This window comes from Streptomyces sp. NPDC059009 (genome assembly GCF_042740175.1).
In the GTDB taxonomy this organism is placed as follows: domain Bacteria; phylum Actinomycetota; class Actinomycetes; order Streptomycetales; family Streptomycetaceae; genus Streptomyces.
Genome location: NZ_JBHYJB010000067.1, coordinates 1 through 13,798 on the forward strand (window position 1 = coordinate 1; position 13,798 = coordinate 13,798).

Sequence of the window (13,798 nt, forward strand, 5' to 3'; positions counted from 1 at the left end):
CCCACTCCGCGTTCGTCAGATCACCTCGCCCCACGTCGAGAACAACGAGACGGCAAGCCGACAGTCACATGATCCGCCGGACAGAACCTAGGGGCACCTGTCCCTGCCGCCCTTAGTCGATCTTGAAGGCGTCCACCTTGTCGTTCCAGTTGCCGCCGCCCGGGTAGGCGAGGTTCTTGAGGTTCGGGTAGGCCGCCTCGCTCGTGGAACCGAGCCTCCTGGTGCGGTCGTGCAGGACACCCGAGCGGTAGTCGATCATCGTCGCGCCCTTCATGCCATAGCGCCAGGCGAACCGGTAGATGGAGCTCGTCTTGTCGCGGAATCCCCAGTTGGCGAGCTTCCTCGTTCCGGTGTCGTGGAACTGGAGCTTGCGTCCCTTGTAGTTCGCATGCTCGAACAAGCACCAGTAGTCGGGGGCGCACTTGCCGGGCAGGCCCTTGTCGGGGTTCGCTCTCTTGAGCGCCGCAGGCGCCGGGGCGACATCTTCTTGGGCTGCTGCTTCATCGTCGTAGCAGCGGACGTTGCCGCCGGCCAGTTCGGTGCAGATCTGGGCGCCCTCCCAGTCCTCGGCGAGGTTGATCTGCTTGCCGTTGTATTCGGCGATGACCGGGGTGACGGGCTCTTCCGGGGTGGTGTCGGCAGCGGAGGCGGTCGGGGCCGCCATGGTGAATGTGGTCGCTGCTGCGGCCAGGGTGACGAGTATGCGTCGGGTGCGCACGGTGTGCCTTTCTTACGGGGTGCTGTCGAAGCGGTGTTTCAGGGCGCCGTCGGGTCCGTAGACGTCGAGCAGGTAGCTACGGTCCAGAGGGACTCCGTCCTTGCGCAGGAAGTCGGTGAGCGACTCCCTCAGCTCGTTGAAGGAGGCGGGGTCGTTGTCCGGGGAGCGGCTCCACACGATCAGCAGCTGCGCGCCTTGCGAGGTGGTCTCGTGCTGAAGGCCGTACACGTCAGCCGGGCCCCCTGATTGCCGGTAACGGTCGGCCAGTTGGCGGACTTCGTCCGGTGGGGCGGTGGTGGTGGCGGTTGGTCGCGCCGAGCTCATCGCAGTCGGGTCCGCGGTGCTCTTGGCAGTGGCCGATGCGTCGGTCGGGCGGGGCTTGCTGTCTGTTCCGCACCCGGACAACAGGACGGCTGCGGAACAGATGAGGGCCACGGGGAGGATGGTTCGCTTCATCGGATGGTTCTCAGTGGTAGGCGGCCGCCAGGCGGCGCCGCTCCGGCAGGGCCGGGTCGACGAGGGCGCCCGCGCCCTGGCCCGGCGTCGCGTTCGCGTCGCGGAGCTTCTCCGCCACGCGGGCGAGGCGGGGGTCGCCGGGCTGTACGTCGATGCAGAAGAGGGCCTCGTACGGCAGCTCATCGTCGCCGCCCCAGCGAACGGTGCCCTCGCAGTCAGCGAGGATGTCGCGGACGACCGCCTGCTCGGCCGCGAAGAAGCCGTCTTTGACCTTGGGTGGGAAGGAGCCGGGGCGGATGGCCACCGCCGTGCCTGATGCCTGGTTGCTCTCCGGCAGCGTGGCGGGCACCTTGTTCGGGGCCAGCCAGCCGACGACGTCGCCAGGGCGGAGCTCGTCGATCTCGTAGTGGAAGCGCCTGACGACGTGGACGAGCACGGTATCCACGTCGCCGATGCGGGCGGTGATGCCGAATCCGGCGCCGGGGACCGGGCGCGTCCAGATGGAGCCGCCGCCGTCGGCGACCTTCTCCATCTCCCATCCGTTCGTGGAGTTACGGCCCGTCAGGATCCGGTTCTTGTCGGGGTTTTCGGAGCCGCGGGGTGGTGCGGGCGGCGTGGCCGGAGCCGCCGCGTGGGCGGGCGAGGCGAGGAGCAGGGGGCCGGCGGCCGACGCCACGGCGGCACCGCCGACGACGGCACTGCGCTGCAGCAGTGTGCGACGCAATATGTCAGTGCTCACGAAGATAGTTCTCTGTTCTCTGTTGTCCGGTGACTGCTGTCTGGTGACTGGCGACTGGTGTCACAGGAGGAAGGGCAGGGCGATGAGGTACGGGACCGGGATCAGGAGCGTGGCCTTGACCCACGGCCCGAGCGGCCTGTCCCGCTGCAGCGGGACGATGAGGTCGACGACGAGGACCAGGAGCAGGACCAGGGCGCCGGTGACCGCGAGGGCGAGCCAGGCGAGGTCTGTCGCCTGGCAGTCGCCGGAGCACACCTCGATGATCGTGCTCGACGCCTCCGCGAGGGAATTCCCCTCGGACCACCGCCGGTTGAGGAGCCACAGGGCGCTGTGCAGCGGGACCATCGCGGGAATGCCGATCAGGGCATTGGCGGCAAGGGCCCAGACGTGCGCCGACGGACGGCGTCCGCCGCTAAGTCGCATCATTTTCCGAAGTGCTCCCGCATCGGGGCGTGGTACTTCTCGAAGACCCGGTACAGGCCCATCCGCTTCTTCCCCTCGCGCTGCGCGTCCGGGTTGTCCAACGTCCCCTGGTAGCGGATGAGGACCTTCTCGGTGTCCGCCTCGGACATGTTCAGACCGGGGCGGGGCAGCTTGATGAGGTTGGCGTGGTACATGTGCACGAACGGCACAGTCGCCATCGTGAACTGGTTGTTCGTACGCAGCTTCGTCCAGATCTCGAACAACTCGCTGTCCTTGGCGGCGTCGCGCCGCTGGGAGGCGGAGAGCAGCCCCAGGTCGACCCCGTGGTTGCGCGCCTTGATCGCGGTGGAGCCGAAGATCTGCGCGAGGCCCGTGGACGAGTCGCGCATCGAGTCCTTGATGGCATCCGGCCACCAAGAGGGCAGCTTGCCGGTGTGGTACTGGTACACGGCGGCGTCCGAGTACCGGTCGTCAATCTTGAGGACATTGCTGACGTTGTAGTGCCGCATCTCCCAGAACACCGGGAGCTGAATCAGCGCCTTGCGCATCTTCAGGCGCCGCGCCAGCTCCGTGAAGTGGTGGTCCCAGGTCATGATGAACTGGATGCATTCCGTGGTGGAGTACTTCGTGTACCAGTTGGACTCGTCGACGTCGACGGACTGCATGTACTCCCGGACGTCCTTGACGATCTCGTCCCAGAACATCTTCTCGAACGGGACGTCGAGGTTCTTGTCGCTGGCCGGCGGCGCGTTGAAGGAACCCTGACCGGTGTCGCGGCCCTGGGCGATGTTGTTGTCGATCTCGATCTTGCCGTCACCGGAGCCGAGACTGATGGTCTTGATCTGGTCGAAGGCCCAGTTCTTCGGCAGCGGGTAGCCGAGGTTCCCGGAGAAGCCGGTGGACATGTCGGAGACGAAACTGGCGTCTGCGAGGCCGCGTTCGGAGACGCGCGAGCACACATTGCGCGGGCCGTAGATGCCGACCTTGTAGTCGGTGCCCGAGCCGTCGATACCGTCGTTGATGCCCTGGAAGTGCGGGATGATGTGTGAGGTGACCTCGCCGTCGACCGCGTCGTAGTCGACGGCGAAGTAGATGCGCGTGCCCCGCTTGAACCCGTGCTTCTCCGCGGCATTCACGGCGGCCCTGCCGTCGGCGACGCCCTGCCCATGGCTGAACGAATCGACGCCGCGGCCGAACGTCTGGTAGATCGGGAAAACCCTGAGCCCGTGCTCCGCGATCGTCTTCAGCTCGCCCGGCTGAATCTCCTTCTCGGGCAGGCTCGTTGTGCTCGGGTTGGTCAAGTACCGGCCGATGTACTTGTATCCGGCGTCCTTCAGCGTCTTCGCCCGCGCCGGGGTGATCTTCGTGACGCCGTCACAGGCGGCGCCCTTCCGGTTCGGGTCACCGGTGGAGACGATGAGCGAGGCCCAGGTCTGGAAGTCACCGCGCCCGGTGACGGGCAGCTTCGCGAACGACTGGAAGGACTCGGTCTCCTTCTTCACGGACGCCGTGAAGTCCCCGAACGGAACGGAACGCTTGTTGAGCGTCAGGGCGGCGGTGAAGAGCCGGGCCCACGTGCCCGTCGCGCCGACGGACAGCACGTTCTTCTTCAGACTGGCCTGCGTGCCGGGCCCGAAGAACCCGTTCGCCGTGCCGTCGGCCATGCCGCTCTCGTACTGAATGGCAAAGATCAGCGACTTGGCGACATCGCGGGAGTGGTGGCCGTCGCAGGGGACGATGAAGAAGTCCTTGCGCTTCACATAACGGCCGTTGAGCCACCGCTGGATGTCCCCGATCCGGTCGCTTCCGCCGTTCACGGTGACGTAGGCGTCCATGTTGAGCAGACCCTTGAACACCTTCGGCGTCAGGTCGCTCCCGGGGAAGGCCGAGGCCACTCCCATATTCGACTTCAGCTTGGAAATCGACGCCTCCACACGGGAGTTGTACTTCCCGTCGATGTTCCCGCCGTCGTAGCCCTTGCAGTACAGGGCGGCCTGAATGATGCGGGCGAAGTTCGCCGACGGCACGGTGCCGCCGTTCAGCTTCGGGAACTTCTGCTCCAGCGCGCTGAGCGTGCCGGGCCCAAAGTTGTTGGACATCGCCTTCACGCCGATCTCGTACTGCAGGGCACGCGTCAGGGCGTACATGACGGTCCAGCTGGTCCGCCCGTTCTCGTCGAGCTTCTTGATGCCGAGAGAACTGCCGTTGCTATACGTCTTGTTGATGAACTGCTGCGCTCTGCGCACCATCTCGTCGGCCATGCAAAGGTCTCCTTGAGCGGGGTGTAACTGTGGCTGACTAGGCCGAGATGGCTGTGAGATTCATTGGCGGCCTGCAATTCCGCATGGCTACGCACTTCCCCCCTAAAGCCCCCCCGGGCGTCTGACGACACAGATCAGACTCCGGCGCCTGGTGAAGGCCGCCGGATGACGACGTCACCATAGACACATCAGTAAATGATCTGCAAAGTCAGGCATGTCGACCGCAAAGGGCATGATGTGCGACAACGTCAGCGTCGGTCGCGCGTGAACCGCTGCAAGTGAGCAACGCCGGGAACTGCAGGGCGTCAGAATGCGTGACGGGTGATCAAGCCGTTCCCGAACACGCGCCTTCCCCCTGAAGGGTGGACAGCGATCAACGCGGTTGTGCCGCGAGTGCCATGTTGCGTGACGTCTCGTAGGCGCGGGGCTGAGGTGCGCGTTTGCCACAGCGGGCGCCCTTGAGGGTCTCCCGTTTCAGGGATGCGTGGAAGCTCTCGCAGGCGGCGTTGTCCGCGCTCACGCCGACGGCACCCATGTCCTGAGTAGCGCCCACCTCGGCGCAGAGATAGGCGACTTGACGAGCTGGTATCGCGCTCCGTGGCCGCTGTGGAAGATGGCGCCGTTGAGGCTGCCCGCGGGTGGCAAGGGCCATCTTCAGCGCGTCAGCGACCAGGTTCGTGCGCGTGTGAGAGGCGACCGACCAGCCCACCACCCGGCGGGAGAAGCAGTCGATGACCTTGCGAGATAGCGGAACTCACCGTCTCCGACGGGGAGATAGGCCACACCACCCAAGTACTTCAGGTTCGGCACGGACGCAGTGAAGTCCCGCTTGAACAGGGTCCGCCACCGGCGTCGCCGATGGCTCGGGATCGTGATCCACACCCGCTTGTCAGCCGTCCACGCCGCCAGCCTTGTTGACCAGATCCCGAACCCCGGGCGCTTCGATATCACCATTGCCCAGCGCTACTCCCTCGCGGGCATGCGGCCCAGCCCCCAGAGTCAAGTCGCACTTCTGCCCCGGTGTTGCACCCGCTCAGTCGTGCGGGAGTTCTTCGACCACTGTCTCCCCGAACCGCCATGAGCTCCGGTTGCCGGCCGCCTCCGCGCGCAGTCCCATCTCCCAGGCGATCCGGGCGGCCCGACGCTGTGACACATCGGGGTACGACTCCGGAAAGACCTTGATGTAGCCGCGCCGGTCAGTCGGCAACGTGCGCAGGGCCTCGCGGAGTTGCCGCTTCTGTTCCTCCTGCGTGGCGTGGTTGCGACGGGCAGCCTTGTACGCCTTGCGCAGCCAGTTGGACGGCTCGGCCTCCCGGCGTTTCCCCGCTTCCGAGCCCCGCCAGGTCATCCACGCGACGGAGCCGAGCGCCACGAGCACCAAAGCCCCCGCGCCGAGCAATTCGCCCGTTGCGCTGGCCTCGCCGGGCGTCTGCGGAGCGAGCTCACCCTCGGGGTCCTCAAGAACCGTCAGGGTCTGTCCGACGTCGTACTCGTCGTCGACCGTTTCCAGCTCCGGGCCCCTGACCCGCGTGCCGTCACGCCGCTCCAGCGTGTAGTGGGAATGCCGGGCCTTGCGCCCCTGCGCCGGGTCGAGCCGTTCCTTCGCGACGGTGGCGGTGACCTTCTCGCCCCGCTGCTGCAGGGTGATGTCGTCACGGGCCATGACGGTGACGCCGACAGCCAGCACGGAGACAGCGACGATGAACAGCACTGCGTACACGCTCGATTCGCCGGAGACGCCGAGCTTGTGGATCAGCACGGCGAGCAATACCCCGTGAACGATCCACAGAGGCACAAGCAGGCCCAGGCCGAAGTCGTCGCCCAGCACGTACAGCCCCACGATCGCCGCAAGGACGTACGCGCCGATGGCGAACGCCAACAGGATGCGGTAGCGCGATCGCCCGGGCGGCTGCCGACTCCCGAACTCCGTGTCACCGCTCATGCCGGGTGCACCGCTGCTTCCATCGCCTCTCCAACCGTTTCGTCCCCCGCCTGCACTTGCGCTCCGTCCACGTCCTGTGTCCCCGCCTCGTCCGTCGAGATCGACTTCAGGACGAGGGCGAGAATCTTGAGGTACTCGTCCCAGCGCTCAATACCCTCGGTCATGAAGAGGAAGAGAGCCGATCCGGGGCCGGTCTTCAGCGGCACGCAGATCTCCACGAACCGGATCGTCGTAGTGACGGATTCGTCCAGACCGGCGAGTGCCCCGGGCAGCACCACGTCCTGGTCGCGTATGCAGAGGGCGGAGGGACCGTACGGCAGCATGATCACCGCAGTCTCCGCCTCGGGGTACCGCACGTGCCACTGCTCAGCCGTGCGCCTGGCCGAGCCCATCCGGTCCTGGTCCTGCGGGCCGACCGTCGGCCGCTCGATGAACAGGACCAGCGTCCCCTGGGAGAGCTTGTCGTCGGGCATCCGGAGCAGACAGGTCGACACATGTTCGGCACCCGCGACGATCAAGGTGTGGAGGGCGTACTCGCCGGACAGGACGAGGTAACGCGATCTTGGTCGGGTGGGTGCTGTCGTGTGGATGATGGAGTTCGCCCCGCCGTGCGCACAGCTCCCCAGCGGGCCCCGGCCTTCCGCCCGCACCAGACCCTCGTTCCCATACGGGCGGGAGTGCCGCAACTGACTGTCCCTGCGACACGGTTCGGCACCGGAACGTCACGCGCTGCCGTCGAGCACCACGACCGGGTGACTTCAGGTCAACTTGCGGCCGGGACAGCACGCCCACCCCTCCACTTCCGCCAGAGGATCTGCACAACAACTCCCTAGCTAGAGCACGGGAGTTACGCACCATGCGCACAGTTCACCATAGGGCGATTTCGCGCCGAACCGACACCTATCGCGACTTTGCATCGATAGGCAATTGACGGTCTGTTACGTATCTAAGGGTTGTCCCGTAACGATCTTGAGGTCGTGAGAGGCGTGGCTGTCGCCGTCTTGCTTGTGAGCTATCCGGCGAGTGTGAGGTTGTGCAGGCGGGCGATCCCGAGCATGGCGTGGTGGACGCCGTCACCTTTCAGGCGACAGTCGCGCAGGATCTTCCAGCCCTTCATGCGGGCGAAGGTGTGCTCGACGCGGGCGCGAACTTGTTTGTGGGAGCGATTGTTTTCCTCTTTCCAGACTGGGAGGTCTTCGCCCTTGCGGCGGCGGTGCGGGATGACGAGGCCGGTGCCTTGGTAGCCGCCGTCGGCGATGGTCATGGTGTTGCCGACGGCTGCCTTGGCGCCGGATTCCTCCCAGCCGCGGGAGTCGTGCCGGCTGCCCGGCAGGGGCCGGCCGACCACCACGATCAGGCGGGTGTCGGCGTCGATGACCACTTGATGGGCCGTTGAGTAGCGGTAGTTCTTCGACTGCTCGGCCACCGTGTGGTCGCGGGTGGGCACCAGGGTGCCGTCCACGATGAGCACGGTGCCCTTGCGGAACCGCTTGCGCGGCTGAAGCGCAAGTAGCGGACCCAGATGGTCGATAATCCGGTCCGCTGCGAACTTCGAGACACCGAATAGTGGGGCGACCTGGCCCATCGTCAAGTTCGTGCGCCAGTAAGCCGCGACCAGCAGGATGCGGTCCTGAAGCGGCAAGCTCCACGGCCGCCCCCGGTGACCATCAGCTGCGGTCTCGCGGCGCATCGCGGTCACCAACTTGCTGAAGCAGCGCGGGCTCAGCCCAGTGAACGGGGCTATCCAGGACGGCTCCGACGCCGTGATCACACCAGTCACTGCGTGATCATTCCATTGCGTCAGGTTCTCCCTGTTCGAACGCGATGCGGCAGCGTTCAACCTGCTCGGCCACGTGCTCCATGAACCAGCGCATGATCTCGAAGGGGATGACGTGCTCGTCGTGGCTGTGGACGTGGACAGTCGGCTCCAGGCCCGGATCCTCGTCAGGTACCACCGCCACCAGGAAGGCAGCACCAGGCACATGCGCTGCGGCGTTCGGAGTCTCAGCCCACGCGGTCGGTGCCGGGACGGCCTCGCTCAGCTCCACACACCATGCGTCGTCCGGCAAGGCGTAGTGGAACTGGATGGCGTAGTGACGGCCTGCATGAACACGCAGCTCTGGCATGCCCGCAGGCTGCCACAGCCCCGTGTCGGAGTCTCGCGAGTATCCGGCTCAGCGCCCGGCATGGGCCCCATCCAGCCTTTGCGGGACAACCCTTAGTGGCGACCGGGGGCCAGTGCCGCTACGGGGAATTCATCTTCATCCCGTCATGCCTGGCAGCGGCGGGGTGTTCATTGCCTGGCTCTGGCTGTTCCTGATGCCGTTTTGGCCTAGGCGGGCTTCCTTCCGGTCGCGTTCCTCACGATGAAAGAGGTGCACTCTTGCGTTCCAGATCACCAATGTGGCTGTTACCGAGGCCGGGGAGATCCGGGTTCGTTCCCCGGCTCGTGCTGCTGGACAACGCCTCCATCCACCGTGGCGATGCCTTCAAGGGGCGCCGTGAAGAACGCTCGGCCATCGAGGTCCATCTGTTCTATCTCCCTCCCAGATCTCCGGAGTTGAACCGCATTGATGCGTGTGGAGCTCGGTCAAGTACCAGGACATGCCCGTCTGCGCCTACACCAGCCCCCCCCACGAACTGCTCACAGCCATCGACACGGCCCTGACACGGTGAGCAGCCACGATGACCCCACCCACAACTCACATACTCAAGGCCGCTCGGACTCCCCCACCAACACGGTCGTCGAGGGATCCGCCCCCCCCTCAACTCGCGCGTGAGGCGACGCTCCCTCACGCGATGTCGGACCCCCGGACGCGAAACGCCACGAGCGGGGAGACCCGCTCGTGGCGCGTGCGGTCGTGCGATTGCTGGTGCGGCTCAGACGCCGCGGGTGCAGGTCTGCATCACCCAGCCATGCATGCCGCGGTAGCGCATCTCGGCCCAAGCGTCGTCCTTCTTGCCGCATGCCTTGTACTTCCCGCCGCCCTGGTTGGAGACGTAACAAGGGTGCGACCCCTTGGGGGCCTGGCCGAGCGCGGTGGCGGAGCGCTTGGGGTGTTTGCGGATCTTCACGGTCTCCTTCATCGTGAACTTCCAGCCCCAGCTGTCGGGGCACCCGTCGTGCTTGACCTGAACGGCGTCGCCCTGGGCGGGCGCCGCGACGGCCGGAACGGCGGCGACACCGGTCAGAGTGGCGCCGAGCAGCGCGGCTCCGGCTATGCCGACGCCCGCCATTTTGCGCAAGTTCATGCGTGAATCCCCGTCATATAGCAGTGGTGATCTGGCGATCTGGTGACCGGCACCTTAACAACGCCAGCCAACACATGATGATGACCACGGTCACCGATGCAGCCTTTGCCCAGGATGTCCCCGATGGGATTCACTTTGCCTTCACAGCACACCCCCCCCCGGGGGGAAGGCGTACCGCATGAGCAGTCATGACCACGGGCACGAGCAGGGGCACAAGCACGGGCACTCCCACTGAAGCCGTCAAGCCGGAGTCGTCAACTCGACGTACCTGCCGCGTCTTTGAGCCTCGGCAGTGCCGTCCAACCCGCAACGTCGGTGCCGTCGCCGAAGGCGTAGTGGAGGGCAGGGTCGGCCGTGGAGCCGAGTGAGACCAGGGCCGGTCCGTTGGGCGGGTGCATGGCAACCCCTCCCACCAGGCCGCCCACCCAAGCCACACCGCGAATCACCAAGATCGCTTAGGTGAGCACGCTCGAGAGAACTCATCGGCGAGTGGGACTCGTGACGAAGGCCGTGAGGCCGATCGCGAGCATGGTCAGCGCAAGTACCCAGGTTTCCGGAACAGCTGGTCCGCCGAGCGGCCAGGCCCACCACGTTCCCGGCGCGCCGACCAAGGCGCTCGCAAGAAGGAGCGCTGAGGGAACGGCCATGCTCGCGTGTGGGCCGAGCGTTCGAAGGCCGATCAGCGCCATGCCGGCGTACCCAACTATGTTGCGGGCGACGGCCGGACCGAGCGGCTGGATGCCCAGCAGCGCCGTGCCCCCACCGATCGCCAGGGTTACCGCACACAGTACGGCGATCAGGGCGGTGTCGTAACCGACGAGGGGCCTGACTGCTGTGTCCTCGTGAGCGCGGGGCCCATGGGTGAGACCCAGCATGAGGACGCTCACCGGGGCCAGCGGTAGCACGTATGCCAAAGGAATGCCCTGAAGCAGCCCGTCCGTCGAGCTCGGCAGGGGTATCGCCGTGCGTCCCACCGCGACAGCAGCGGCCAGTGCAACCGTGGTGATCGCGGCCAGCGGGCCTATGTGGCGCACCCGTATCCAAAGATTCACGACATCGCTCCCGGTGTCACGGGCGCGCGGCCGCACTGTCGCATGGCCGCCTTGTTCTGCTGGAACCACGCCAACTGGCGGGACTTGGACAGCTTGAGTACTTGACGAGCTCTGTGGAGCCCCTCCTGGCCCGACTTCTGAACCAGCACCGATTCCGGCAGACCGGCGTGCAGTCCCAGCCAGGCGCCTATGACGGGAGTTGCGGCGCCCCCTGGATAGTCCTGAGTCCGCGCACAGGGCGGTGGTGCCGGGAGCAGGCCCGACACGATACTGGTCGACACATCGACGGGCGTGCCGTTGTGGGCGGCGATCGCGTTCCACGACTCGTTGCCGTTCGCGGGTCCCTCGGTGATGCGGTGCGGCAACGGCAGCCCGGCCGCGTGCAAACGGTGCGCGGCCGTCACGAGCCGGTCGGCCGCCCATTCGCGGCGTGCCTCGTCCTCAGGCCACAGGCAGATCTCGACTCCCCGCTCCGGGGCACAGCGAAGCCCTTCCGTTCGGGGTTTCGCTGCTTGCCAGCCCATGCCGTGGACGAGCCCGATCGCGGAGGCCAGCACGGCAGCCACCGTCATCAGCGCCGCACCCACCAGCAGCTTTCCGGGCCTGCGGCGCAACGCCACCAGACCGGAGGCGGCCATCGCTCCCAGCGCAACAAGTGACGGAGCGATCAGTGCGCGCGCGTCGGGGACTTGATTCGTGGAACAGCAGGTACGGAGGTTGCCGGTCAAGTGCCGTATCCAGAACGGCTCCATGGCCGCGGGGTAGGCGAGCGCGATCCAGCCGCCGACGAGCAACAGGGGCACGGACAGTACGGGACGTATCCGGCGCCCCACAGCGAAGCCCACAGCGACGAAGCCCAGGGTGACCGCGAACGTGACCAGGGCCAGGCGCGGTTCGGGTAGTCCCGGTACATCTGCCATGGCAGGCCACACCAGCGCCAGCGCGGCCCCCTGAAGTACCAAGCAGGCAAGGACAGTCGGCCACAGCGACCAGCCGACTACGACGGCCATGGATCGAGCCCCGGGCCTGGAGTACACCCTGCCGCGGCGCAGCCGGTCGGCTTCCCAGGCCGCCAGTGCACCGCCCACCGGAGCTGTGACCACGACCACTCCGCCGGCGATGGCCGTGGCCCTGAACCAGTTGTCGCCGAGGTCGACGAGAGAGGAGCGCAAGAAGTAGTACGCGAGGGCGAGCATCAACGGGACGGCGTACAGGGCCGCTTGAGAGCGCAGCCAGAAACGCACCGGCATGGGTCAGACCTCCGTCGTGACGAGCTGGGCGTAGGCCCGCCCGACCTTGCTCTCGGCCGACTCGTCCTCGCTCTCCGTGGGCCCGTCCTCCGCCCCCTGGACGTCGTCCCCGCCCAGACGCAGGAAGTCGCCGGTCGGTCCCGCAAACCGCACCGTGCCCGACTCCAGAACCACCACCATGGCGTACAGCTGGGTGAGGTCTTCGGTCTGATGCGTCGACACGATCACATGAGTGTGCTCGGCGATACGGCCGACGATGCGCCGGAACGTCTCCCGCTGCTGTGGGTCGAGGCCCGCGGTCGGCTCATCCATGAGGATCACCTCGGCGTCGTGCACGAGCGCCTCGGCCAGACCGACTCGGCGCAGCTGACCGCCGGACAGCTCCGTCGCACGGCGCGGCGCCTGCTCATGCAGTCCGACGTCGGCGAGAGCGACAGCGGCGCGGTCCCACGCCTCCCGACGGGACAGGCCCTTGAGCCAGCCCGCGTAACTGACCTGCTCTCGCACGGTCAATCCCGTTACAGGGGTGATGTGTTGAGGCATCCAGCCCACGGCCGCACGGTAGGCGGCGCGGTCCGCGCGGCGGGCCGGATCGAGGTTCCGGTGGCGCACTGAGCCGGATGCCGGGGTCAGCGCGGACGCACCGAGCCCGAGAAGGGTCGATTTCCCCGCTCCGTTGGGCCCCAGCAGGACCGTGGACCCCGACGGGAATTCCAAGTCCAGTCCGGAGAAGACCTGGTGCTTTCGGTAGGAGAAGGCGCACTGCTGGAATGTGAGGGGCATAGGACTCTCATTAAGCAGAGGGGGAGGGTGAATGCGGTGAATCAGATACAGCGGGCCGCGCTCCGCGATGATCCGCGGAGCGCGGTCACACCGTCATTGGTGGAGTGAGGTCGGGCTCAGTACCAGACCCCGACCCAACCGGCCGAGTACCGGTACCAGTCCGCGCCCTGGGTCTGCAGCGTGAAGTGGTAGTTGCCCGACCAGCCCGGCTTGCCCCACGAGTTCGTCACGTCACCTTTTCCGCAGCCGTAGAAGCCCTTGTTGCCCCCGACCTTGTCATCTGGAAGTCCACCGACCTCATGCCAGAGGGCGAGGACGGGTGCGGCCTCCTTGGCCCCGCCCGGCCCGTTCCAGCTGCACTTGGCCAGCCGAACCTGGCTGGCCGCTCCGTCCGCCTGACTGTCCTTCCAGCTGCGCGACTCCTTGCCACCCGCCCAACCGGTGAAGCTACTGGCAAACTTCCCTTCCGCGAGTGCCGGACTGGCCATCGCCAGCAGCGTGGCTCCGACGGCAGCCGCCATCGTCGTCTTCTTGAGGACGCGCTTGACCGCGACCATAGATCGTTCCTCTCCCGGGCGCGGAGTGCTCCGCACCGTGCGTAGGGCGGCGGGGACACACCTTGCGTACGCGTTCCCCCCGCAGCAAAGAGCCGCAGAAATGTCCGTGCGGCGCGGTACGGACACGACGCTGCATCCCTCACCCTCGGCCTCGCCACCACACGCGCCGTTCCAGGGACACGGTGGGACGTCCCGCCCCCTGACCTGCGGGGAAGCCGGGCCCAATGAGGCAGACGAGGGACGTCGGATGTTGCGAGCTGGCTTTGCTCAGGGTGAACTCGCGGAGTCCATGAGGCCGAGACGCTTCTTGATCGTTGTGGTACGTCACGCACGAGGCGGAAGCGGAGTCTTCCGCCCATGAACAA

General features: G+C 66.5%; 16 protein-coding genes. 1 reads left to right on the forward strand and 15 read right to left on the reverse strand.

The features are described from left to right. Positions 1–112 precede the first annotated feature (112 nt). The 10 genes from ACFWYM_RS42145 to ACFWYM_RS42190 all read right to left on the reverse strand — a co-directional run bounded on the left by ACFWYM_RS42145 (position 113) and on the right by ACFWYM_RS42190 (position 8,665). Complete coding sequence (locus tag ACFWYM_RS42145; RefSeq protein WP_384850170.1) at positions 113–718, reverse strand: peptidase inhibitor family I36 protein; 606 nt, start codon at positions 716–718, stop codon at positions 113–115. Between the two features lie 12 nt (positions 719–730). Continuing rightward, a complete protein-coding gene (locus ACFWYM_RS42150; protein WP_384850172.1) occupies positions 731–946 on the reverse strand; it encodes a hypothetical protein in 216 nt (71 codons plus the stop codon). Between the two features lie 238 nt (positions 947–1,184). Beyond that, entirely contained in the window at positions 1,185–1,913 is a 729-nt protein-coding gene (locus ACFWYM_RS42155; protein ID WP_384850175.1) for a hypothetical protein, read from the reverse strand. Positions 1,914–1,973: 60 nt separating this feature from the next. Further along, positions 1,974–2,339 carry a hypothetical protein gene (locus ACFWYM_RS42160; RefSeq protein ID WP_384850178.1) on the reverse strand — a complete coding sequence of 122 codons (366 nt, stop codon included), beginning with the start codon at positions 2,337–2,339 and terminating at the stop codon, positions 1,974–1,976. Beyond that, a complete protein-coding gene (locus tag ACFWYM_RS42165) occupies positions 2,336–4,597 on the reverse strand; it encodes a glycoside hydrolase domain-containing protein (RefSeq protein ID WP_384850181.1) in 2,262 nt (753 codons plus the stop codon). The genes ACFWYM_RS42160 and ACFWYM_RS42165 overlap by 4 nt, the downstream gene beginning before the upstream one ends. A 373-nt stretch (positions 4,598–4,970) precedes the next feature. Then, a complete protein-coding gene (locus ACFWYM_RS42170) occupies positions 4,971–5,330 on the reverse strand; it encodes a DDE-type integrase/transposase/recombinase (protein WP_384850249.1) in 360 nt (119 codons plus the stop codon). 300 nt (positions 5,331–5,630) lie between these two features. Next, complete coding sequence (locus tag ACFWYM_RS42175) at positions 5,631–6,539, reverse strand: hypothetical protein (RefSeq protein WP_384850184.1); 909 nt, start codon at positions 6,537–6,539, stop codon at positions 5,631–5,633. Next, positions 6,536–7,057 (reverse strand): hypothetical protein, encoded by a 522-nt coding sequence (locus ACFWYM_RS42180; protein WP_384850187.1) that lies wholly within the window; start codon positions 7,055–7,057, stop codon positions 6,536–6,538. The genes ACFWYM_RS42175 and ACFWYM_RS42180 overlap by 4 nt, the downstream gene beginning before the upstream one ends. Positions 7,058–7,551: 494 nt before the next feature. Then, a complete protein-coding gene (locus ACFWYM_RS42185) occupies positions 7,552–8,319 on the reverse strand; it encodes a transposase (RefSeq protein WP_384850190.1) in 768 nt (255 codons plus the stop codon). A gap of 7 nt (positions 8,320–8,326) precedes the next feature. Then, a complete protein-coding gene (locus tag ACFWYM_RS42190; protein WP_384850193.1) occupies positions 8,327–8,665 on the reverse strand; it encodes a hypothetical protein in 339 nt (112 codons plus the stop codon). Positions 8,666–8,940: 275 nt separating this feature from the next. On the opposite strand from ACFWYM_RS42190, the gene ACFWYM_RS42195 reads away from it, so the two are divergent. Beyond that, positions 8,941–9,207 carry a transposase gene (locus ACFWYM_RS42195; protein WP_384850252.1) on the forward strand — a complete coding sequence of 89 codons (267 nt, stop codon included), beginning with the start codon at positions 8,941–8,943 and terminating at the stop codon, positions 9,205–9,207. 212 nt (positions 9,208–9,419) lie between these two features. Here ACFWYM_RS42195 and ACFWYM_RS42200 read toward each other — a convergent pair whose 3' ends face one another. From ACFWYM_RS42200 to ACFWYM_RS42220, 5 genes are all read right to left on the reverse strand, one after another. After that, complete coding sequence (locus ACFWYM_RS42200; protein ID WP_384850196.1) at positions 9,420–9,791, reverse strand: hypothetical protein; 372 nt, start codon at positions 9,789–9,791, stop codon at positions 9,420–9,422. 479 nt (positions 9,792–10,270) lie between these two features. Beyond that, a complete protein-coding gene (locus ACFWYM_RS42205) occupies positions 10,271–10,843 on the reverse strand; it encodes a hypothetical protein (protein ID WP_384850199.1) in 573 nt (190 codons plus the stop codon). Continuing rightward, on the reverse strand, positions 10,840–12,093 hold the full coding sequence (locus ACFWYM_RS42210) for a hypothetical protein (protein WP_384850202.1): 1,254 nt from the start codon (positions 12,091–12,093) through the stop codon (positions 10,840–10,842). Before ACFWYM_RS42210 ends, ACFWYM_RS42205 begins: the two co-directional genes overlap by 4 nt. A 3-nt stretch (positions 12,094–12,096) precedes the next feature. After that, the gene (locus tag ACFWYM_RS42215) at positions 12,097–12,876 is read right to left on the reverse strand and encodes an ATP-binding cassette domain-containing protein (RefSeq protein ID WP_384850205.1); all 780 of its coding nucleotides are present in this window, start codon (positions 12,874–12,876) and stop codon (positions 12,097–12,099) included. A 116-nt stretch (positions 12,877–12,992) separates the two neighbouring features. Next, the gene (locus ACFWYM_RS42220) at positions 12,993–13,433 is read right to left on the reverse strand and encodes a hypothetical protein (protein WP_384850208.1); all 441 of its coding nucleotides are present in this window, start codon (positions 13,431–13,433) and stop codon (positions 12,993–12,995) included. Positions 13,434–13,798 lie beyond the last annotated feature (365 nt).

Coding starts and splice junctions, on each gene's coding strand:
- ACFWYM_RS42175 (WP_384850184.1), bottom strand. CDS start 6,539: ATGAGCGGTGACACGGAGTTCGGGAGTCGGCAGCCGCCCGGGCGATCG.
- ACFWYM_RS42165 (WP_384850181.1), bottom strand. CDS start 4,597: ATGGCCGACGAGATGGTGCGCAGAGCGCAGCAGTTCATCAACAAGACG.
- ACFWYM_RS42200 (WP_384850196.1), bottom strand. CDS start 9,791: ATGAACTTGCGCAAAATGGCGGGCGTCGGCATAGCCGGAGCCGCGCTG.
- ACFWYM_RS42215 (WP_384850205.1), bottom strand. CDS start 12,876: ATGCCCCTCACATTCCAGCAGTGCGCCTTCTCCTACCGAAAGCACCAG.
- ACFWYM_RS42210 (WP_384850202.1), bottom strand. CDS start 12,093: ATGCCGGTGCGTTTCTGGCTGCGCTCTCAAGCGGCCCTGTACGCCGTC.
- ACFWYM_RS42220 (WP_384850208.1), bottom strand. CDS start 13,433: ATGGTCGCGGTCAAGCGCGTCCTCAAGAAGACGACGATGGCGGCTGCC.
- ACFWYM_RS42160 (WP_384850178.1), bottom strand. CDS start 2,339: ATGATGCGACTTAGCGGCGGACGCCGTCCGTCGGCGCACGTCTGGGCC.
- ACFWYM_RS42190 (WP_384850193.1), bottom strand. CDS start 8,665: ATGCCAGAGCTGCGTGTTCATGCAGGCCGTCACTACGCCATCCAGTTC.
- ACFWYM_RS42195 (WP_384850252.1), top strand. CDS start 8,941: ATGTGGCTGTTACCGAGGCCGGGGAGATCCGGGTTCGTTCCCCGGCTC.